Source organism: Methylomonas rapida (genome assembly GCF_024360925.2).
Lineage (GTDB): Bacteria > Pseudomonadota > Gammaproteobacteria > Methylococcales > Methylomonadaceae > Methylomonas > Methylomonas rapida.
The window spans coordinates 586,209-605,145 of record NZ_CP113517.1; the positions used below are offsets into that span (position 1 = coordinate 586,209).

Consider the following 18,937-nt stretch of genomic DNA (forward strand, 5'->3'; position numbering starts at 1 on the left):
GTTATCTCGCCTTCAAGGCCGCGAGGGTGCCGTCTTTTGCGTAAATGTAGACCGTGCCGTCGACGATGACCGGTTTGGCTTCGATCGGCGAACTAGTGATTTGAGTGCGGCCGAGCATGCGACCGTCACTGGTGGAAAGCCAATGCACATAGCCTTCGAAGTCGCCGACCACGACATAATTGTCGTAAACGATGGGCGCCGTCAGCTGGCGGTTGTGCAGCTCTTTTTGTTTCCATAACGAAGCGCCGTTGCGCTGATCGAGCTGCGATACTTCGCTATGTACATCCGTGATGTACAGATAACGGAAATCGGCGCTGATGCCGGCATGAGAGGAAATATCCTGGTTACGCCAGATCACGTCGCCGTCCACTTCGGACAGGGAAACGGTGCCGCCGGTGAAACTGGAGACATAAATGGCTCCCCGGTTCGCCACGGGATCGACATCCAAATCGACCAGACGCTCGACTTCCGAGCGGCCGGTCGGCATCGCGATGGTGGCTTCCCATAGACTTTTGCCGTCGCTGAGTTGCAGGGCTTGCATCTTGCCATTGGCCGAGCCGGCCATGACGCTGTCATCGATGACGATAGGCGCGCCGGCGCCGCGGATGCTCAATGCCGGCACGCTGTTTTCCGCCAGCCATACCTGCGAGCCGTCGGCTTCGCGTAGCGCAATCACCTTGCCGTCGGTGGTGCGAATAATGACGATACCCTTGGCTATCACCGGTACGGCTTGTACTTCGCTGGGGACGGTGGTCTGCCATTTTTGCGCGCCGGTAGCGATGTCGTAGGCCACGACTTCACCGGATGTGCAGCCCATGACCAAGACGTCGCGACCCAGGCCGGGGCCGGCCGAATAAGCCAGTTCGCTGCTGGATTCCCAGATCAAATCACCGTTGAGGGTGCTGCGCGCCTGCAGCGTGCCCTCGCGATCGGCGGCGTAGATGCGGTCAGCCTGAACGGCTGGAATCAGCTTGAGGAATTGCTTGTCCGCGCCATCGCCGACCGAGGCTTTCCACAGGACTTCGACCTGCAATTCGGCTTGATATTCGGTCAATACGGCGGGTGGGTCGCTGGTGTCGTCCTCGCCGAATATCGTATCCGACAGGCCCGAGATCAAGTCGCGGCCCGCGTCCAGACCCGCGCAGCCGGATAACAACGGCAGGCAGGCCAGGACGAGCCACAGGTAGCGCAGGGTTTTAAGCTCGGTCGTCAGCATAAGGGCGATGATTATTTCGCGGCTTCGGGATTAAAGTCGGGCGTGGCAATGTCGTCCAGTTTGAACTGTACGAACGAGGTGGCTTGTCCTGTCTTGATGGCATTTTGGTAGGCGTTGCGCGCTTCATCCAAGCGGTCCATCGCGACATATAAATCGCCTTCCAGTTCATCGTAATTGACGGCGAAACCTTCTGCCTTGGCGGGATCGACGGCGGCAATCAGTTTCAAGCCCTCTTCGTATTGGCCGGTGGCCAGCATCAATTGAATCAGACGCAGGCGCGCCACATGCTGTAATTCCTCGCTACCGGGATTTTGCACTTGCTGTTGCAAAATGGCCTTGGCGCCTTCCAGGTCGCCTTGTTCGACTTTGCTTTTGGCTTTTTGCAACGCGGCAAAATGGGCGTAAGCCATTGAACCGTGTTCGGTAGCCAGTTGATCAGACAGTTTCTCGACCCCGGCATGGTCGTTTTTGCCGGCGCTATCGAGCAGGTTCTGGTAGAGCGCCGACGCCTGGCCGCGTTGTTCCATTTGATGATTTTGCCACAGGTTCCAGCCGGTTACGATGACGATGGCCGTTACCACGCCGGCAATCAAGGACGTGCTATTGGCTTCCCACCATTTTTTCAGCTGTTCGACTTGTTCTTCTTCGGTATCGTAAATTGCCACGGTAATATTTCTCGGTTGAGGTTATGCAAGAGGTTTGTTTTGATGCCAATCCTTGAGTCTTTGCAGCAAGGCGTCGTGACTCAGGGTGATCTGTTCCTGTTCGATACGCAGCGATTTCAGCGCTGCTTCGCCGCGTCCCGCTTCGTCGTCGCCCATGATGATGGCGAATGCAGCGCCGGACTTGTCGGCTTTTTTGAACTGGCTCTTAAAGCTGCCGCCACCGCAGTTGACTTGCAGTTTGAGGCCGGCGATTTCGTCGCGGATGCGTTCGGCCAGCAACAGACCGGCTTTTTCCGCCTCATCGCCGACTCGAACCAGGTAAACGTCCACGCTAGGCGCGATGTCCACGCTGTCGAGTTGTTCGACCAGAGCCAGTATGCGTTCCATGCCCATCGCGAAACCGATGGCGTGATTGGCTTTGCCGCCCAGTTGTTCGATCAGGCCGTCGTAGCGGCCGCCCGCACAAATGGTGCCTTGGGCGCCGAGTTCGTCGGTGACCCATTCGAACACGGTTTTGCCGTAATAATCCAGGCCGCGCACCAGGCGGGTGTTGATCCGATAACTGATGTTCAGCTCGTCCAGCATGCTTCTCAGGCTGTTGAAATGCTTCAGGCTGTCCTCGCCCAGATATTCCAGTAACACCGGCGCTTCGCGCAGCATCAATTGCATGTCGGGGTTTTTGCTATCCAGGATGCGTAGCGGGTTGGTTTCCAGGCGGCGCCGGCTGTCTTCGTCCAACACATCGATATGCTGTTTGAAATATTCCACCAGCTTGCCGCGATAGGCCGCGCGTTCCTCGGTGGTGCCGAGGGAATTCAATTGCAATTCCACCTTGTCGCGGATGCCGAGTTTCTTCCAGAGGCGGTCGGTCAGCAGAATCATCTCGGCGTCGACATCGGGCCCCGGCATGCCATAGGTTTCCACGCCCAATTGATAAAACTGGCGATAACGGCCTTTCTGCGGGCGTTCGTGGCGGAACATCGGGCCGTAATACCACAAGCGATGGGTTTGATTGTGCAACAGACCATGTTCCAGGCAGGCGCGCAAACAGCCGGCGGTGCCCTCCGGACGCAGGGTCAAGGAGTCGCCGTTACGGTCGTCGAAGGTGTACATTTCCTTTTCGACGATGTCGGTGACTTCACCTATCGAGCGTTTGAACAGTTCGGTTTTTTCGACGATGGGCAGGCGGATTTCCTGGTAACCGTAAGCGGCTAGCACCTGCCGGGCATTGTGCTCCAGCCACTGCCAATAGGGGGATTGTTCGGGCAGAATGTCATGCATTCCGCGGATGGCCTGAATGGCCTGTTGTTGTTTTGCCATAAATGATTATCGACGCCGGATTATTTGCTGATCGCGGATTTGACTTCGTTGGCCTCGGTGGAGGTCGGAAATGTGTTGAGTAACTGTTCTTTATAATTTTCCGCGCTCTGACTATTGCCCAATGCGCGTTCGGTCTGGAAACCATACCACAAGGTTATAGGACTGTGTTTCGCGACGGCGGTATAGCGCTCCAAAAACGCTCGTGCCGACATATATTGTTGTTTGTTATAACTGATTTTCATCATTTCCTGCAGCGCCGGCGGATAGGCCGGATTGGCTTGCAAGGCGCGGCGGAAATAGTCTTCGGCCTGGTTGGCGTCGCTTTGCTGGCGGCAAATGCCGATGTTCGTCAACGCCAGCCATGGCCGCTTGTTGATGGAGGAATCCAGCGACTCTTGCAGCAAGGTCAGGCCCTTTTCCTGCATGCCGCGCTGACACAAAAACTGGCCGTAATTGTTTTTGATGCTGTAATTGTCGGGATCCTTGCCGATGGCTGATTCGTAGTAGTCGGCGGCTTCCTCGTCATTCTTCATGCGTTCGTAATAGATCGCCAGCGCATTCAGGGTTTCCGCATTGCTGGAATCCAGGTCGTAGGCCGTTTCCAATTTTTCCTTCGCCACTTCCAGCATGTTCATTTCCAGATAGCGCACGCCCATTTGCAGATTCAGATCGGCTTTTTCCCGATTGCTCATGCCGTTGCCGCCGAAGTCCGGCACCAGCGCGCAGGCGCTGGTCAAATTGCAGGCCACCAGGATGGCCAGAAAACGCAATTTGACGCTAGACCGCATGATTCTCCATCCTGGCGTTTTGCAGTTTCAAATGCCTGCGGCTTTTATCCTGCACTTGCCCGACCAATTGTCCACAGGCCGCATCGATGTCTTCGCCGCGGGTCTTGCGTATCGTCGTGACGATGCCGGCGTTATGCAGCACATCGCGGAACTTCAGGATGGTCGCGGTATCCGAGCAGCGGTAAGGCGATTGTGGAAACGGATTGAACGGAATCAGATTGACCTTGGACGGTACGTTTTTCAGCAACTTGACCAGGGTTTTGGCGTCTTCCAGGCTATCGTTGACGCCCGCCAGCATTACGTATTCAAAAGTAATATGCTTGCGCGGCCCGATTTTGGCATATTCGCGGCAGGCTTCCATCAACTCGGCCAATGGGTATTTCTGATTGATAGGCACCAGTTGGTCGCGCAGTGCGTCATTGGGCGCATGCAGCGATACGGCCATGCTGACGTCGCAAGCCTGTCCCAAACGGTGCATCGCCGGTACCACGCCGGATGTGCTGATGGTGACGCGGCGCTTGGACAGGCCATACGCGAAGTCGTCCATCATCAGATTCATCGCCGCGACGACATTGTCGAAATTCAATAAAGGCTCGCCCATGCCCATCATCACGACATTGGTGATGCGTCTTTCGGGCCCCAGGCGTTTCTGTGCCAGATACAGCTGGCCGATGATTTCGCCGGCGCTTAAATTGCGGTTGAAGCCTTGCTGCGCCGTGGAGCAAAAACTGCACGCCAGCGCGCAACCTACTTGTGACGAGATGCATAGGGTGGCGCGGCGTTCTTCCGGGATGTAAACGGTTTCCACCTTGTTGCCGCAATGGGTCTGCATGGCCCATTTGCAGGTGCCGTCGGACGCCAATTGCTCGGCGACGATTTCCGGCGTTTTGATTTCGCAGTGTGCTTTTAAATGCGTGCGCAGGGATTTGCTCAGGTTGGTCATGTCGTCGAAATCGACGACGCCTTCCTGATAAATCCATTTCAATAATTGAGTCGCGCGAAAGGGTTTTTCGCCCAGACCGACAAAAAAGGCCTGCAGGCCTTTTCTGTCGAGATCCAGCAGATTGATCAACGCCGGCTTAGCGGATGCGGTCGCAGAGTTCATTCGCAGAGAAGAAGTAAGCGATTTCTCTCGCGGCGGATTCTGACGCATCGGAACCGTGTACGGCATTTTCGTCGATGCTGACCGCGAAGTCGGCGCGAATGGTGCCTGGGGCGGCCTCTTTAGGGTTGGTGGCACCCATCAGTTCGCGGTTTTTCAGAACGGCATTTTCGCCTTCCAGCACTTGCACGATCACAGGGCCAGAGGTCATGAAGCTGACCAAGTCCTTGAAAAAGCCGCGTTCCTTATGTTCGGCATAAAAGCCTTCGGCTTGTTCTTGGGTCAGTTGCAGCATTTTGGATGCAACGACACGCAGGCCATTTTTTTCGAAACGGCTGACAATTTCCCCAATCACGTTTTTAGCGACGGCATCCGGCTTGATGATTGAGAAAGTACGTTCAATTGCCATTATGTAAACTCCAGTTAGGGTGAATGTTAAAAAAATTGGTGCATTATAGCGCGTTTAGATCGACAGTTTTTCCACGCGACGGTCGCCGCCGTAGAACCAGTTCACCAGCATGCGGCTGCCGGAGATGGCGGTAAACATCGACGTCAGAATGCCGAGGCACAGTACGACCGCGAAGCCTTTGACGGGACCGGTGCCGAAACCAAACAACAACAAGGCTACCAGCAAGGTGGTGATGTTGGAGTCCAGAATCGTCGCGAAGGCCTTTTCGTAACCCAGGAAAATACTGGCCTGCGGACTTTGTCCATTGCGGACTTCCTCGCGTATGCGTTCGTTGATCAACACGTTGGCGTCCACCGCCATACCGAGCGTCAACACGATACCGGCCATGCCCGGCAGGGTCAGGGTGGCTTGCAGCAATGACAGAATGGCCGTCAGCAATACCAGGTTGAACAGCAAGGCAAAGTTCGCGATCAGACCGAAGCCGCGATAGTAAATGGCCATGAAGGCGACGACGACCAAAAAGCCGACGACGATGGACATCATGCCCTGGTCGATGTTTTCCTGGCCGAGACTGGGGCCGACGGTGCGTTCTTCGGCGATTTCAACCGGGGCCGCCAGCGCGCCGGCTCTCAATAGCAGTGCCAGGTTGCGGGCTTCCTGAGGGCTATCCAGGCCGGTGGTTTGGAAGCGTTTGCTGAACGAGTCGCGAATCGTCGCGACGCTGATGACTTTTTCGATTTTTTCCTTGTGCTGAACTTTCTGGCCATTGATCAGGCGGGTTTCCGATTTGTACTCGATGAATACCACGGCCATCGGCTTGCCGATGTTTTCCTGGGTCAATTTGCCCATTTTCTTGGCGCCCGCGCCGTCCAGCGTAATGAATACGGCGGCCTGGCCGTCTTGGTCCATGCCGGAGGAGGCGTCGGTGATTTGGTCGCCGGTGACGATCACCGAGCGTTTCAACAGAATGGGGGCGCCGTTCTTGTCTTTATACAGGCGGCTGCCCACGGGGACATGGCCGGCGACGGCGGCATTGACATCGTTTTCGACATCCACCAGACGATATTCCAGAGTCGCGGTGGTGCCCAGCAGTTCCTTGGCGTGGGCGGTGTCTTGCACGCCGGGTAACTGCACGACGATGCGGCTGGTGCCTTGTTGCTGGATGACGGGTTCGGCAACGCCCAATTCATTGACCCGATTACGCAACGTGGTGATGTTTTGTTCCAGCGCGGATTTTTTGATCGCGAAAATTTCGCGTTCGGGCAGCGTCAACAAGAATTCGTTGGTGCCGCTTTCGCTTAGGTCCAGATTGCGAAAATCCTTGTTCAATACCGCGGCAGCGGCCACCCGATTTTCTTCGTCGGCCAGCACGACCTTGATGCCGTTGGCTTCCTTGGAGACCGATTGGTAACGGACCTTGGCTTCGCGGAAGGCGCCGCGGATATCATTGCCGTAGCGTTCCTCGGCTTGTTTCACCGCGGTATCCATGTCCACTTCCAGCGTGAAATGCACGCCACCACGCAGGTCCAGGCCAAGATACATCGGTTTTGCACCCAACGCGGTCAACCATGCCGGCGTGGCTGGCGCCAGATTCAGGGCGACGGTTGCCCGACCGGACATCTTGTTGCTGAGCATGTCGGCGGCTTTCATCTGATCGTCGGTGTTGTTGAAGCGGGCCAGGATTTTGCCGTCCTGGAATTCGAACGCCTTCAATGGGTAGCCGGCGTTTTTGATGCTGGCGGCTATTTCGTCGGCCTGGCTTTGTTGCAGCGGTGTGGCGTTGCTGGAAGCCAGCTGAACTGCAGGATCGTTGCCGTAGACATTGGGTAGTGCGTAAATAATGCCGAAAACCAGAACGGTCAAGACTAGAATGTTTTTCCAGAGCGGGAAATAATTTTGCATAAGTTTCCGTTTAGAGCAGTGTCAGCCTGGCTGCTGCAAAAAAATCAACAATGAGGGGGCTTGAACAACGATGTCTCAAGCTTTGGGTTTTTGTTTGTTGACGGTTTTAAAAGTGCCTTTGGGCATCATGTTGGCGATGGCGTGACGTTGTACTTGCAGAAAACTGTTTTCGCCCACTTCCAGTTTGACGAAATTGTCATCCAGTTCCACGACTTTGCCCAGGATGCCGCCGGTGGTGACGACTTCGGAACCTTTGCCCAGTGCCGCCAGCATTTGTTTTTGTTCTTTGTTGCGTTTGGATTGCGGGCGAATGAACAGGAAATAAAAGAATATCAAAATGCCCAACGGGAACAGCATGCCTTCGAATCCGGGTTGTTGCGCTGCTGGTGCGGCTTGGGCCATGGCATCAGAGATAAAAAAGCTCATCGTTATCCTCTTTAAATTATTATCGTCGTGTTGTAATGGATGTCCGGCCCGTGGCCAGAGAGTCCGGCATTATGCCACACTCGGGCCGGTTATCGCATGTCGGTTTGCTTTTCAGTTGTTATCAAAAACAACGACCTATGTGTTCGCCGAGTTTCACGAGTTTGCCCGCGACCAGGTCGGCATCCCAGGCGGTTTTGTCCTTGCCGAACAGCACGATGATGGTGGAGCCCATATTGAAGCGGCCCATTTCGGCGCCTTTTTCCAGTACCGGGGCGTTTTCCTGATAACGCCAGGTTCTGGGCTCGCCGATGGTGGGCGGCGTGACCACGCCATGCCAGACGGTTTCCACGCTGGAAACGAAAATCGCCCCGACCAACACCAAGGCCATCGGGCCGGCTTCGGTGTCGAACAGGCTTACCACGCGTTCGTTGCGGGCAAACAGGTTGGGCACGCCTTCGACGGTCGCGGCGTTGACGCTGAACAAACGGCCGGGTACATGCACCATTTCCTTCAGTGTGCCTTTCAATGGCATGTGCAGGCGGTGATAATCCCTGGGTGACAGGTAAATGGTGGCGAAAGAGCCGTTTTCAAAGGCCTTGGCGCGTTCGGCGTCGCCGCCCAGCAATTCCAGGGCGCTATAGTCATGACCCTTGGCTTGAAAAATCCGGCCATTAGCGATGGGGCCGGCCTGACTGACGGCGCCGTCGGCAGGACAGGCAATCGCGTCGGCTTCGGCGGCGATGGGACGCGCGCCGTCTTTGAGTTCGCGGGTAAAAAAAGCGTTGAAGCTGGGGTAATGAGCCAGTTCCTGGAATTTGGCTTCGGCCATGTTGACGCCGTACAGGCTGATGATGGTCTTGATGAAGGCGTTTTTCCAGGTGGGATTGGTGCAATGCGTCAATTTCGACATCAGCGTCGAGAGCGCGTGGTGCGGCAGGGCGTATTGCGGCAGAACGGTAAAAAGCTGTTTTAATGTCATGTGTTGGAGTCGGGCGTTTTCCCGCTGATGAAATAAGCAAAGGCGATCACTTCGGCGACGGCAACATAGAGCGGCTGCGGGATTTCGTCCCCGAGCGGCACTTGCGCCAAAATCCTGGCCAGTTCGGGTTCGTTTTGCAGCGGCACGCCATGTTTTTCGGCGATCGCCAGGATTTGCTGAGCGGTAAAGCCTTCCCCCTTGGCCGTGACCTTGGGCGCGTTCTTGCCGTCGTATTGCAGCGCGACGGCAATGTCGGCGTTGTAGAAGGTTCTACCGCTCACGGTTTTAAGGCAGATTGACCAATTGCGGCGCTTGCCAGTCGGGATTGCGGTGTTCGGCGATCACGGTGGTGTAAATGCCGCCGCGCACGTTGAACTCGGCGCGCAGGCGCATGAAGTTGGGTGAAATCGCCGCGACGATGTGATCGAGAATCTCGTTGGTGACGGCTTCATGAAACGCGCCGCGTTCGCGGAACGTCCACATGTAGAGCTTCAGCGATTTCAATTCGACACAGAGCTTGTCCGGTACGTATTCGATGATCAGTTTGGCGAAGTCGGGTTGTCCGGTCATCGGGCACAAACAGGTAAATTCCGGAATGTCGATGCGGATGGTAAAGTCGCGCGCCGGTCTTGGGTTTTCGAAGGTGGTCAAGTCTGAACTGGGTTTCGTGGTCATTGTTCGTTTTTAATCAATGTAAACAGTGTCGGCGGCATCAGGGCTTAACCTGTCGCCGGGCGGAATTTTATCAGCTATCGCCAATTAAAAAATTAAAGTTTAACTTCAAGGGCTTGCATCAACCTAACCAAAGGGTTTGTGCCGTGGCAAATTTCGATAAATGCGGTAGAATCATACTGCTAGCCCGTATTCGGCTGGTCATTCGCTCAATCAGGAGGCGAAAATGGACATCAGCAGCATAAAAAACAACGTAACCAGTCAGCTGGCGCCCCTAAAATCCAGAACAGCGGGGACGGAAAATCTTGCCGAGGCAAAACCCATGCCCGGCCGTGATGGAAATGCTGACACCGACAACAGTGTGGCGCGCGATAGCGCCACCCTTTCCAGGGAATCGCTACAATTGGCCAGCACCTCTACCGTGCAAGGCACCAGCAATCAAACTCAAATTCCCGATCGGCAGAAAGCGCAGGAAGTACTCGGTCAAATCGTCACGATGATTACCGGTCAGCCCAAACAGGCACTAGACGCTTTTTCCAATGCGTCTCCAGCTAAAACCGTCAAGGTTTTGGCCTGAGGCATCATCGATTGATGGCGTGGCGGCACGTGGTACACGGAGAGGGCTTCAAAAGAGCCACGGGATCAGTTTCCATGTGCTGTCGCGGTACTCGCGATACTCGGTGGCGAACTTTTGTTGCAGTAGTCGTTCTTCGATGCCGATGCGATAGTTGAACGTCAAAAAAACCGGAACCGTCACCACAAAAAGTGCCAATCCATCGCCCATTGCCAAGCCCGCAGCGGCAAGCGCCAATAACAACCCAGAATAGGCCGGATGTCTCAACCAGCGGTAAGGCCCGCAACTGATCAGAACATGCCGGTGTTGTATGGTCGGATGGGTGGTAAAAAACTGGCCCAGGGTTTTGATGGCCCAATAGCGAAGGCCAAGCCCGGCGGCGAACACCAGCAGCGCAACGGCTTGTCTGGGTAAATAATCGATCGGAATCGGCAGCCAGGCCAGTTGCTTGAAGCTAAAGGCCAGGCCCAAACTGGCCAGCGCGCCCCCCCATAACCAGGTTTGCGAACGCGTTTCCCCATGCACGATGTCAGTCTGTCGAGCCTTGGTTTTGCGTGCCAAACGGATTTCGGCCCCTATCCAACCTAAACAAAGCAGTAGCCAGAGGATGCGTATCGATGTCATGAATTGCCTTTTGCGATGAGTCTGTGATGATCGTCGTGTAACATACCCGAATTTGCCGTTCGCCATGAACAAGATCATCGAATTAAAGCAGGTTTACAAAGATTATCCGCAGGCCGGCGTGTTGCAAACCGTGTTGCACGGCATCGACCTGGAGATCGTTCCGGGCGAGTTCGTCGCCATCGTCGGCCCGTCCGGCAATGGCAAATCCACCTTGTTGAACCTGTTGACCGGCATAGATCATCCCAGTCGCGGCGAAGTCATCGTCAACGGCACGGCCCTGCAATCCCTGAGCAATGAAAAATTGACGCGCTGGCGCGGCGCCAACATCGGCATCGTGTTTCAATTCTTTCAACTGTTGCCGGCTTTGAGTCTGTTGCAAAACGTCATGTTGCCGATGGATTTTCTCGGCATATTGGACAAAGCCCGGCGCAAGGCGCGAGCGATGCAGTTGCTGGAACGGGTGGGCCTGGCCGATGCGGCCCATCGCCTGCCCAGTCAGGTGTCCGGCGGACAGCAGCAACGGGCGGCCATTGCCCGCGCCCTGGCCAGTGATCCGCCATTGATCGTCGCCGACGAACCGACCGGCAATCTGGATGCCGCCACCGCCGACGCGGTGTTCGATTTGTTCGCCCATCTGCGCGACCAGGGCAAAACCTTGGTCATGGTCACGCACAACGAAGACCTGGCCGACGCCGCCAGCCGCAAGCTGGAAATCCGTAGCGGCCGCATTCACGCCGATACGCCGGCGCGGGCAGGTTGATGTGCATACCCTTTGGCATAAAGTCAGGGCCGATTTGTGGGTCTCCAAATCCCGCAGTTTGTTGGCCGTGATCAGCATCGCCGCCGGTGTGTTTTGCGTTGGCACCCTGTTTGGCATGATCGATCTGCAACTCGGCAAAATGGACGCTGCGCACAGACAGTCGGCGCCTTCGCATATCAATCTGATGCTCCGTACCGATGCCGATTTGAAGCTGTTGATGGCCATCGAATCCCTGCCCGGTGTGGCAGGCGTCGATACCCTGACGCAACTGACGGTGCAGTTTCGCCGTCCCGGCGAGGCCGAATGGCACTTGGCGACCTTGATCGTGCGCCCGGATTATGCGAACCAGCGTTTCGATAAAACCGCGCTGCATAAGGGCGAGTGGCCGGCGCGTGATCATCTGGCCATCGAGAACCTGTCCGCGACTTTTGCCGGCCTGGGGATCGGTGACGCCATCGAATTCCAGACCGCCGGCGGCAATAAAACCCTGCCTGTTACGGGCGTGCTTCGTCATCCCTTCGTCAAGCCGCCCAAATTCGGTGGCCAGGTGCATTTCTTTACCGACATGGCCACGGCCGCCAGCTTCGTTGTGCCGGCTCACAGTTTTCGCCAATTGCTGGTGCGGGTCAAGGAGCCTTATAGCGCGGAGGCGGCGCGCGCCGTAGCAACCAACATTCGCGCATTGCTCGGCGACAATGGTATTGCCGTCAACGCCACCTTGCTGCAAGACCCGGAAAAACACTGGGGACGGCCGTTTCTGGCGGGCGTCAACCAGGTGTTGCAAATCATGGCGCTGGCGGCCTTGGCATTGGCCAGCGTATTGATCATGAATACCGTCTCGGCCCATATCACCCAGCAAACCGATCAGATTGGCGTCATGAAGGCCCTGGGCGGTTCGTCCTTGACCATTGCCATGTTGTATTTGAGCGAAACCGGGCTGTTGGCCTTGCTGGCCATCCTATTGGCCGCACCGCTGGCGCTGCTGGCGGCTTATTACAGTTCCTGCCATTTGCTGGGCCTGTTCAATATCGCCTGCGGCGGATTCGATTTTTCGCCGCGCGCCGTGCTGTATATGTTGCTCGGCGGCCTGCTGGTGCCGCTATTGGCGGCCTTGGGGCCGGTTTGGCGCGGCGCAGCGATGACGGTGCGGGTCGCTATCGCCAGTTACGGGCTGGGCGCGGATTTTGGTTACAGCCGCTTCGATCGCATCATCGAATGGCTGGGCGAGCGCTTGTTGCCAACCTTGCAGGCCGCCGCGCTGGGCAATCTGTTTCGGCGCAAGGCCCGGTTGCTGCTGACCCAAGGCGTGTTGATCATCGCCGGCCTCACGTTTTTGGTGCTGAGCAGTTTGATGGCCTCGCTGAACCTGACGCTGGACAACGAAATGGCCAGAAGCCGCTTTTCGGTCAGACTGGGCTTCGTGCAGGATCAGCCCGAACAAAAAGTCAGCGACATCGTGCGCTCGTTGCCGGCGACCCGGTCGCTGGAATTCTGGCAGCGCATGCCGATGGAATTGTCCAAAAACGGCGCAGCGCTAAGGCAACAGGGGAGTCTCGGCGCGCAATTGCTGGCCTTGCCGGCGGCGTCCACGCTGTACCAACCGTTGATCGAAGCCGGCCGCTGGCTGCAAACCGAAGACGCCGGACAACACGTGTTGGTCTTGAGCGCCGATACCGCCGTGCTGAATGGCATCCAGGTCGGCGACAGCCTGGATATGGCCATGGGGCCGGTCAAACAAAGCTGGCGGGTGGTCGGTATCTACCGCTGGCTGGCCGGCAGTAATTTTACGGTCGAGCCGGTCTATGCGCCGCTGGAAACCTTGCGCGACATCACCAGGCGCAAGGACGCGGCTTCATTCGTCTTGCTGGACGCGGCGGTAGCCGATTTGGCCGAGGAAACCGATTATCTGCGGCAGTTGAAACAAGCCTTTCAAGACCATGCCATGCAACTGGACGTTTACACCACCCAGAGCAAATGGCAGCAGCGCCAGTTCGCCCGCAATCAATTCAACCCGGTGCTGGGCACCTTGCTCGGGTTGGCCTGCATGATTGCGGCGGTCGGCGGTATAGGCCTATCCGGGGTACTGGCGATCAACGTATTGCAGCGCACCCGCGAAATCGGCGTGCTGCGCGCGATTGGCGCGCCGTCCGGCGCGGTGTTTCGCTTGTTTTTGCTGGAAGGCATGCTGCACGGCATCATGGCCTGGTCGCTGAGCGTGCCTTTGGCTTATCTGGCTGCGGAGCCAGTGGCCAGGCAGTTGGGCAAGACCATGCTGGGCATGGCATTGGATTTTGCCTTTGACCTTAAGGCGGTGTTTTACTGGCTGGGAATCGTCTTGGTGCTGGCCTTCCTGGCCTCCTACTGGCCGGCCATGAAAGCGACGCGGTTGACGGTTAGGGACAGTTTGGGGCATTGAACCTAACGCCCATGAAGGCTGGGCATCACCCCGGCAAATGAAAGTTATTTCTACCGGGGCAAAACGAACAAGATGTACGCATCGCGTGCCTTTAGAAGACCATCATGGTGGCAAAGACCAGAAGGTACGCGGTGCGTATCTACGTGGCTTTGAATTTTATTTTGGCGAAGAGCGGTTATTGCATGTCTTTTGAACTTGGCTTGATTTTATTGTTGATTGCCCTGAACGGCGTATTTGCGATGTCGGAAATGGCCATCGTCTCGTCCCGCAAGGTTCGCTTGCAACAAATGGGCGAACGCGGCAACCATGGCGCGTCCAAGGCATTGGAGCTCGCGGAGCAACCCACCCGCTTTCTTTCGACGATACAGGTGGGAATTACCTCGATCGGAGTAAAGCGCGTTTGAATTCAGGACAAAATGCGTTTGAATTCAGGACGGGGAATAAACGCATAAATGGCTTGAATTCAGGACGCGCAATATTCACTCAAAATTTCTGATTATCAACTCGCGCGACGGTTTTCTTTTTTCACCACCGCCAACGGTGTAATCAATACCAACAGACTCGATAAACAACCCATCAAACGCCTGCCGCATTTCCGGAATATCGTTCACCGACACGATCATCTTGCCTTTGATCGACACGGCCAGCTCGGCCATCTTGCCGTACTGATCAAGACCAAAGCCGACCCCATAACCCTCCGTGCCCCAATAAGGTGGGTCCATGTAAAACAGGGTATGCGGTCGATCATAGCGACGGATACAATCATCCCAGGCAACATGCTCTATAAACACCCGCGATAACCGCAAATGCGCCGCCGACAATTCCTCCTCTATTCGCAGCAGATTCAACCTGGGCGGACTGGTCGTGGCCGTGCCAAAGGTCTGATTGGCCACCTTGCCGCCGAAAGCCATTTTCTGCAGATAATAAAACCGCGCGGCGCGCTGAATATCGGTCAAGGGTTCACCCGGCGATTGCTTAAGCCATTCGTAAATCTGCCGACTCACCAACGCCCATTTAAATTGCCGGACAAACTCCTCCAAATGGTGTTTGACGACCCTGTAAAGGTTCACCAAATCACCATTGATGTCATTTAAAACCTCGACGTCGGCGCGATCCTTCATAAAGAACAGCGCGGCACCGCCAGCGAAAGGCTCGACATAACAGCCGTGAGCCGGAAACAACGGCAGTATGTGTTTAGCCAAGCGGCGCTTACCGCCGATCCACGGAATAATTGGTTTGACCATCGCAATTCTCATCAGGCGCTCGCGGCGCGCGGGTTAGAGGCTCGACGGCCTTCAAATCGTTGAGCGTTCCACAGCGGGAACATTTGATTGCCAGGCGCAAATATTGCGCCTCGGCTAGTTTTCGGTCGCAATGACCGCAACGTATCGTTTCCATAAAAAGCCACTTTGGTCTAGGCTTAGCTAGCTGTGTGCACAGCACGGTGCCAAGGCCTGAAGCAGCTCACCCTGCGAAAGGTGGCTTGTTCGGGTGCGACAACACCCGGACAAGTCGCACCGTCTAAACATTAAGGATTGATCGCTTCGCCGAAGACAAGCGGCCAATCCTGCAAATAATCGTAGGTTTCCGGTGTAGCACTAGCCAAAGCACCGGCCCGATGGGTTTCAGCCGCCGCGAATATCGCCGCTTGCTGAAAGCCGGCGGCCTCTACCAAATCGAACGCGACTTGAGCCGTAATCGTTACTTGTGTCCCGTCCATGGTCGACCAAACCACGGGCAGACCGCCAATGGTCAGGTTATCGGACAAAGCACCGCCCGCCGCCAACAGATCGCGCGCTTTATCCTTAAGCCCCAAATGCTGCACCAGAGAGAACTCGTCTGAGTGAAACCATTTTTGTTGCCCGCCAATCGTGACCGGCACGCCCGCACGCCAGCGGCGATTGCGCTCACGGTCGATTGCGGACAGCAAACCATCCAAGGCAAACGGCTGCGTAAACAACGCATGCTCGGGCGGCGCCAAACCCAGTTCCTCGATACGATGCTCGGACCCGTCTGCGAGGTAGTAAACCGCGCTGCGATGATCCGGCACAACCTCCCAGGCCGAGCCGTTAAAAACTGCGGCTTGATTTGCGTAAACCGACGGCGGTTGAATGGTGGTGGCATTGGCCGGTACTAAAAAAACACCAGGCTCTAGTGGCGATGCGTCGGCCACGCCGGTTGCTGTAACTTCGTGGGTTACAGGATGGTAGTGATAGATTTGCATGGTTAATCTCAATATTTGATGCAGGCGAGTAGAGCAATGTTTCGCGGCCTAGTCGTACCTAGAGACCCAGTCACAGCAGCACTGTTTGTTGCCCCGCCAATTGTGTGTATATATGTGCCGGATGTATATTCTGGATACGCATCTAATCCAATACCTGCACGACCACTTGAATTGCTAGATATACCCGCCATAGTGCTATCCGAAACCGCATCAAATGTTGACTGGGTGCCACTCTGCCACGATCCGATAGCCCGACCTGAATCAACCCCGCGCCCATCATCCAAAAACCTCGGAAACTCGCCTCTTACATCAAACGCCGTGAACGTCGTCCCGTCCGCATTGTCTTTAACGGCAATCGTGCCGGCTGCCCAGGTGCCTTCGGCTACCATGATGCCGTTATGCATCGCCCAACCGCGCAAGGCGGCATAGGCCGTGCGGCTCAAATTAGCGACACCAGACTTGATGTAGCCCGCGCGCGGGGTCGGCTGGGTGTCCAGCAACAGATTACCCACCAACACACTGGCATAGCCGGTATAAGCCGCCCCATTGGCGGTAAACGCCTGCCAGATCATGATGGAGTTATAGTCGTCATGCCAGATTGGGCCGATATTCGCGTTAGGCAAGGCCTCGCCAGTAGCAAAATGCCGAATCCTGGCCCCCAGCACATCCGCCAACTGATGATCCGACTCACCCAGCGCCGCCCCATCTTTCTGAGCCGCCGCCGCCAACTCGTTTTGCACGTCGTTAAGCCAAATGTCCGTCACTTCGGTCGGCGGCCGATTCGTGGCGGCATCCTCGGTGACAAACTGATTCAACACGTGGCCGGCGCCACTGATCTTACGCATAACTCACCTCTCCACCGCTGCCGGTGATGTCCTCAAACCATAAATAAACGTGCGCTTGCTTGAAATCGGCCAGCGCATCCCATAAAACCTTTGGATCGGCCACCGACCGGTAATAACGCACCCGCAGAATGTAGCGGCCGCGATGGCTCCAACAGCGGTCCCCAACCCGGCTGCCGGCTCTCAACGGCCGAGTCAGCAAATGATCGACCCGCACCAAATCGACCGGAAACGTCGTAGCCGGACCATTGGCGCTCCACAACCTGTCGCCAACGTGACTGCCGACGCCGAACATCTTGCGCGGCATGGCCTCTGTTACGCCGGCCAGCGCCTCACTCGCCACCCTGCGATACTCGCTGATGTGCCAGCTGCTGATCTTGGGGCGGTGGGTTTCGATAGCGTTATCCAACACCGCTTGAGTGGCGGCCTCGACGCGGGCCAGCTCAGCCGCCATGCCTAACAACAGATCACGGCCCAAACCGCCAGCCGGCCAATCCCAGGCGGCGCCAGGCGGCAGTAGCTCTTTTTGTACGTCGGCAAAATCCGCCACCGAATGCGTGACTATCTTCATCAGACCCAAACCACAGGTTGCAGTACGAACACTTCGCCAGCACCAATGGCGATATCGGCCACCGGCGCGATGCGGGTATATTGGGTAGTCACCGTGGCGATCGCGGCATCGATCTCGGCCAAGGCCAGCAATGACGTCTCGCTGGATTCGGCCAACACCAGCGCCGAAAGGGCCGCGGCAATCGCGTTGCGGTTATCAACCGTGTCGTAGCCGGGAAATAGATCGATCGACACCGTTACGGCATGCACGATCGGAGCGACAACACTCCAATCGGCCGTTGCCGGGGCAATATCCAGTAAAAAGGCGATGACGGCAGCCAATACCGCAGGCGTTGGCTGCCGGTCGGTCAATGTGTTACAGATCGGCCGCACGATCACCGTGCCCATGCCCAACACTTGCGGCTGCACCAGCGCGGTCGTCACGGAGGGATGCGCGGTTTTAGCCCAAAACCGGTAGTCGTCTGGCTTGCCGGAGCGCGCGCCGCGCGTCACCATCGTGCGCCACTCGTCGGTCACCCGCGCCCGCCAGGCTTCCAGGGTTTCAATTTCCGCGCCGCCAGTCAGGCCAGCGCCGTCAACCGTCAAGGTACTGGCAACACCGGGCACCGGATCGACCAGCGTCAAGGTTTGGCCAGCAATCAGGTTGCCGGCGCTGCCGGCCGTGTTGCAGCGCACCGCCACCGGCGTGGAACCCGCGCCCAGCGTCACCGCCGCCAATACCGTGTAATCCAGGCCGTTTTGACCGCGCAGCACGGTATCGGCCAATAGCGCGGTACCGATAGTGCCGGTCGCCAGCACATTGCCGGTGGCTTGGGTGGCGGATAACCGGTCCACGCCATACAGCGCCGCCCAGTCATATAAACGCTCCAGCTCGCAGGTCAACGGCGAGCATTGCTTATCGATCCACTCCAGATAACCATGCTGGCCGTGGCAGGCCCGCGCCCAGGCGGCCGACAAAGGCCCGCGCAACACCGCCGGCACAGCAGCCAAGTCGGTTTCGATGCGGGTTTTCAGCTCGGCATAACGGGGGCGAACGTAATCGGTCACAACGGCACACTCAGAGTAAAGGTGCGGCCATTATGCAAACCACTGATACGCAGGAACACGCCGGAAACGTTTCCCGCGCCGGCCGGGTCCTCCGTGACCGAAACATCAGACAGACCATGATCGATCAAGGCTTGCTCCACCCTAAAAATAGCCTCGCGCCGGGCCGATTGACTCAAAGGCTGCCGGCGCACATGCCAAATGCCGGTACCGGCAGCCGGATCGGCCCACCAGCCGCGCCGCTCGTAACGATCCGGCACCCGACTGTCCGGCGCTTCCTGGTCGGTGAACAGCACCGCATACACCAGGGTTTGAATCGCCGCCTCGGCATCGTTCAGCGCCGGGTCGTCAAACACCAGGTCGAACACGCCGTTATCGATTTGGACCAGTTTCAACATGAATAC

The 18,937-nt window shown here is 56.7% G+C and carries 23 protein-coding genes; 4 read left to right on the top strand and 19 right to left on the bottom strand.

The features are described from left to right. Position 1: 1 nt before the first annotated feature. The 11 genes from bamB to queF all read right to left on the bottom strand — a co-directional run bounded on the left by bamB (position 2) and on the right by queF (position 9,482). On the bottom strand, positions 2-1,216 hold the full coding sequence (bamB, locus tag NM686_RS02725) for an outer membrane protein assembly factor BamB (protein WP_255190410.1): 1,215 nt from the start codon (positions 1,214-1,216) through the stop codon (positions 2-4). An 11-nt stretch (positions 1,217-1,227) separates the two neighbouring features. After that, on the bottom strand, positions 1,228-1,881 hold the full coding sequence (locus NM686_RS02730; RefSeq protein WP_255190411.1) for a YfgM family protein: 654 nt from the start codon (positions 1,879-1,881) through the stop codon (positions 1,228-1,230). Positions 1,882-1,902: 21 nt separating this feature from the next. Next, positions 1,903-3,201 carry a histidine--tRNA ligase gene (gene hisS / locus NM686_RS02735; RefSeq protein WP_255190412.1) on the bottom strand — a complete coding sequence of 433 codons (1,299 nt, stop codon included), beginning with the start codon at positions 3,199-3,201 and terminating at the stop codon, positions 1,903-1,905. 20 nt (positions 3,202-3,221) lie between these two features. Further along, on the bottom strand, positions 3,222-3,989 hold the full coding sequence (pilW, locus tag NM686_RS02740) for a type IV pilus biogenesis/stability protein PilW (protein WP_255190413.1): 768 nt from the start codon (positions 3,987-3,989) through the stop codon (positions 3,222-3,224). Beyond that, entirely contained in the window at positions 3,979-5,094 is a 1,116-nt protein-coding gene (rlmN, locus tag NM686_RS02745) for a 23S rRNA (adenine(2503)-C(2))-methyltransferase RlmN (RefSeq protein WP_255190414.1), read from the bottom strand. Before rlmN ends, pilW begins: the two co-directional genes overlap by 11 nt. Beyond that, positions 5,069-5,500 carry a nucleoside-diphosphate kinase gene (gene ndk, locus NM686_RS02750; RefSeq protein ID WP_255190415.1) on the bottom strand — a complete coding sequence of 144 codons (432 nt, stop codon included), beginning with the start codon at positions 5,498-5,500 and terminating at the stop codon, positions 5,069-5,071. Before ndk ends, rlmN begins: the two co-directional genes overlap by 26 nt. A 54-nt stretch (positions 5,501-5,554) precedes the next feature. Then, entirely contained in the window at positions 5,555-7,402 is a 1,848-nt protein-coding gene (secD, locus tag NM686_RS02755) for a protein translocase subunit SecD (protein ID WP_255190416.1), read from the bottom strand. Positions 7,403-7,477: 75 nt separating this feature from the next. After that, complete coding sequence (gene yajC, locus NM686_RS02760; protein WP_255190417.1) at positions 7,478-7,828, bottom strand: preprotein translocase subunit YajC; 351 nt, start codon at positions 7,826-7,828, stop codon at positions 7,478-7,480. A 121-nt stretch (positions 7,829-7,949) separates the two neighbouring features. Further along, a complete protein-coding gene (gene asd, locus NM686_RS02765) occupies positions 7,950-8,807 on the bottom strand; it encodes an archaetidylserine decarboxylase (RefSeq protein WP_255190418.1) in 858 nt (285 codons plus the stop codon). Beyond that, positions 8,804-9,088: an EscU/YscU/HrcU family type III secretion system export apparatus switch protein gene (locus NM686_RS02770; RefSeq protein ID WP_255190419.1), complete on the bottom strand. Its 285-nt coding sequence runs from the start codon at positions 9,086-9,088 to the stop codon at positions 8,804-8,806. Before NM686_RS02770 ends, asd begins: the two co-directional genes overlap by 4 nt. A gap of 4 nt (positions 9,089-9,092) precedes the next feature. Next, the gene (gene queF, locus NM686_RS02775; RefSeq protein ID WP_255190420.1) at positions 9,093-9,482 is read right to left on the bottom strand and encodes a preQ(1) synthase; all 390 of its coding nucleotides are present in this window, start codon (positions 9,480-9,482) and stop codon (positions 9,093-9,095) included. Between the two features lie 223 nt (positions 9,483-9,705). Here queF and NM686_RS02780 point away from each other — a divergent pair, with 223 nt between their 5' ends. Beyond that, positions 9,706-10,056, top strand: a complete 351-nt coding sequence (locus NM686_RS02780; RefSeq protein WP_255190421.1) for a hypothetical protein — start codon at positions 9,706-9,708, stop codon at positions 10,054-10,056. Positions 10,057-10,104: 48 nt separating this feature from the next. Here NM686_RS02780 and NM686_RS02785 read toward each other — a convergent pair whose 3' ends face one another. Then, positions 10,105-10,677, bottom strand: coding sequence for a methyltransferase family protein (locus tag NM686_RS02785; protein WP_255190422.1), 573 nt, complete (start codon positions 10,675-10,677; stop codon positions 10,105-10,107). Positions 10,678-10,741: 64 nt separating this feature from the next. Between NM686_RS02785 and NM686_RS02790 the strand changes: the two genes are divergently transcribed. From NM686_RS02790 to NM686_RS02800, 3 genes are all read left to right on the top strand, one after another. Further along, the gene (locus tag NM686_RS02790) at positions 10,742-11,437 is read left to right on the top strand and encodes an ABC transporter ATP-binding protein (protein WP_255190423.1); all 696 of its coding nucleotides are present in this window, start codon (positions 10,742-10,744) and stop codon (positions 11,435-11,437) included. 1 nt (position 11,438) lies between these two features. Then, positions 11,439-13,853, top strand: a complete 2,415-nt coding sequence (locus NM686_RS02795) for an ABC transporter permease (protein WP_255190424.1) — start codon at positions 11,439-11,441, stop codon at positions 13,851-13,853. Between the two features lie 182 nt (positions 13,854-14,035). Continuing rightward, positions 14,036-14,257, top strand: a complete 222-nt coding sequence (locus NM686_RS02800; protein WP_255190425.1) for a CNNM domain-containing protein — start codon at positions 14,036-14,038, stop codon at positions 14,255-14,257. A 75-nt stretch (positions 14,258-14,332) separates the two neighbouring features. On the opposite strand, the gene NM686_RS02805 is transcribed toward NM686_RS02800, so the two are convergent. The 7 genes from NM686_RS02805 to NM686_RS02830 form a co-directional block, all read right to left on the bottom strand. Continuing rightward, positions 14,333-15,097: a DNA adenine methylase gene (locus tag NM686_RS02805; protein ID WP_255188554.1), complete on the bottom strand. Its 765-nt coding sequence runs from the start codon at positions 15,095-15,097 to the stop codon at positions 14,333-14,335. After that, the gene (locus tag NM686_RS21750) at positions 15,063-15,251 is read right to left on the bottom strand and encodes a Com family DNA-binding transcriptional regulator (RefSeq protein ID WP_407942360.1); all 189 of its coding nucleotides are present in this window, start codon (positions 15,249-15,251) and stop codon (positions 15,063-15,065) included. The genes NM686_RS02805 and NM686_RS21750 overlap by 35 nt, the downstream gene beginning before the upstream one ends. 130 nt (positions 15,252-15,381) lie before the next feature. Next, positions 15,382-16,077: a DUF4376 domain-containing protein gene (locus NM686_RS02810; protein ID WP_255188555.1), complete on the bottom strand. Its 696-nt coding sequence runs from the start codon at positions 16,075-16,077 to the stop codon at positions 15,382-15,384. A gap of 8 nt (positions 16,078-16,085) precedes the next feature. Continuing rightward, the gene (locus NM686_RS02815; protein WP_255188556.1) at positions 16,086-16,922 is read right to left on the bottom strand and encodes a hypothetical protein; all 837 of its coding nucleotides are present in this window, start codon (positions 16,920-16,922) and stop codon (positions 16,086-16,088) included. Further along, complete coding sequence (locus tag NM686_RS02820) at positions 16,915-17,490, bottom strand: hypothetical protein (RefSeq protein ID WP_255188557.1); 576 nt, start codon at positions 17,488-17,490, stop codon at positions 16,915-16,917. Before NM686_RS02820 ends, NM686_RS02815 begins: the two co-directional genes overlap by 8 nt. Beyond that, positions 17,490-18,536, bottom strand: a complete 1,047-nt coding sequence (locus tag NM686_RS02825) for a baseplate J/gp47 family protein (RefSeq protein WP_255190428.1) — start codon at positions 18,534-18,536, stop codon at positions 17,490-17,492. The genes NM686_RS02820 and NM686_RS02825 overlap by 1 nt, the downstream gene beginning before the upstream one ends. Beyond that, entirely contained in the window at positions 18,533-18,931 is a 399-nt protein-coding gene (locus NM686_RS02830) for a phage GP46 family protein (protein ID WP_255188559.1), read from the bottom strand. The genes NM686_RS02825 and NM686_RS02830 overlap by 4 nt, the downstream gene beginning before the upstream one ends. Positions 18,932-18,937: the final 6 nt, after the last annotated feature.

What these genes read in the sequence shown, in the direction of transcription:
- bamB (WP_255190410.1), bottom strand. Translation starts at nt 1,216, where the DNA reads ATGCTGACGACCGAGCTTAAAACCCTGCGCTACCTGTGGCTCGTCCTG.
- hisS (WP_255190412.1), bottom strand. Translation starts at nt 3,201, where the DNA reads ATGGCAAAACAACAACAGGCCATTCAGGCCATCCGCGGAATGCATGAC.
- pilW (WP_255190413.1), bottom strand. Translation starts at nt 3,989, where the DNA reads ATGCGGTCTAGCGTCAAATTGCGTTTTCTGGCCATCCTGGTGGCCTGC.
- rlmN (WP_255190414.1), bottom strand. Translation starts at nt 5,094, where the DNA reads ATGAACTCTGCGACCGCATCCGCTAAGCCGGCGTTGATCAATCTGCTG.
- ndk (WP_255190415.1), bottom strand. Translation starts at nt 5,500, where the DNA reads ATGGCAATTGAACGTACTTTCTCAATCATCAAGCCGGATGCCGTCGCT.
- secD (WP_255190416.1), bottom strand. Translation starts at nt 7,402, where the DNA reads ATGCAAAATTATTTCCCGCTCTGGAAAAACATTCTAGTCTTGACCGTT.
- yajC (WP_255190417.1), bottom strand. Translation starts at nt 7,828, where the DNA reads ATGAGCTTTTTTATCTCTGATGCCATGGCCCAAGCCGCACCAGCAGCG.
- asd (WP_255190418.1), bottom strand. Translation starts at nt 8,807, where the DNA reads ATGACATTAAAACAGCTTTTTACCGTTCTGCCGCAATACGCCCTGCCG.
- queF (WP_255190420.1), bottom strand. Translation starts at nt 9,482, where the DNA reads ATGACCACGAAACCCAGTTCAGACTTGACCACCTTCGAAAACCCAAGA.
- NM686_RS02780 (WP_255190421.1), top strand. Translation starts at nt 9,706, where the DNA reads ATGGACATCAGCAGCATAAAAAACAACGTAACCAGTCAGCTGGCGCCC.
- NM686_RS02785 (WP_255190422.1), bottom strand. Translation starts at nt 10,677, where the DNA reads ATGACATCGATACGCATCCTCTGGCTACTGCTTTGTTTAGGTTGGATA.
- NM686_RS02790 (WP_255190423.1), top strand. Translation starts at nt 10,742, where the DNA reads ATGAACAAGATCATCGAATTAAAGCAGGTTTACAAAGATTATCCGCAG.
- NM686_RS02800 (WP_255190425.1), top strand. Translation starts at nt 14,036, where the DNA reads ATGTCTTTTGAACTTGGCTTGATTTTATTGTTGATTGCCCTGAACGGC.
- NM686_RS02805 (WP_255188554.1), bottom strand. Translation starts at nt 15,097, where the DNA reads ATGGTCAAACCAATTATTCCGTGGATCGGCGGTAAGCGCCGCTTGGCT.
- NM686_RS21750 (WP_407942360.1), bottom strand. Translation starts at nt 15,251, where the DNA reads ATGGAAACGATACGTTGCGGTCATTGCGACCGAAAACTAGCCGAGGCG.
- NM686_RS02810 (WP_255188555.1), bottom strand. Translation starts at nt 16,077, where the DNA reads ATGCAAATCTATCACTACCATCCTGTAACCCACGAAGTTACAGCAACC.
- NM686_RS02815 (WP_255188556.1), bottom strand. Translation starts at nt 16,922, where the DNA reads ATGCGTAAGATCAGTGGCGCCGGCCACGTGTTGAATCAGTTTGTCACC.
- NM686_RS02820 (WP_255188557.1), bottom strand. Translation starts at nt 17,490, where the DNA reads ATGAAGATAGTCACGCATTCGGTGGCGGATTTTGCCGACGTACAAAAA.
- NM686_RS02830 (WP_255188559.1), bottom strand. Translation starts at nt 18,931, where the DNA reads ATGTTGAAACTGGTCCAAATCGATAACGGCGTGTTCGACCTGGTGTTT.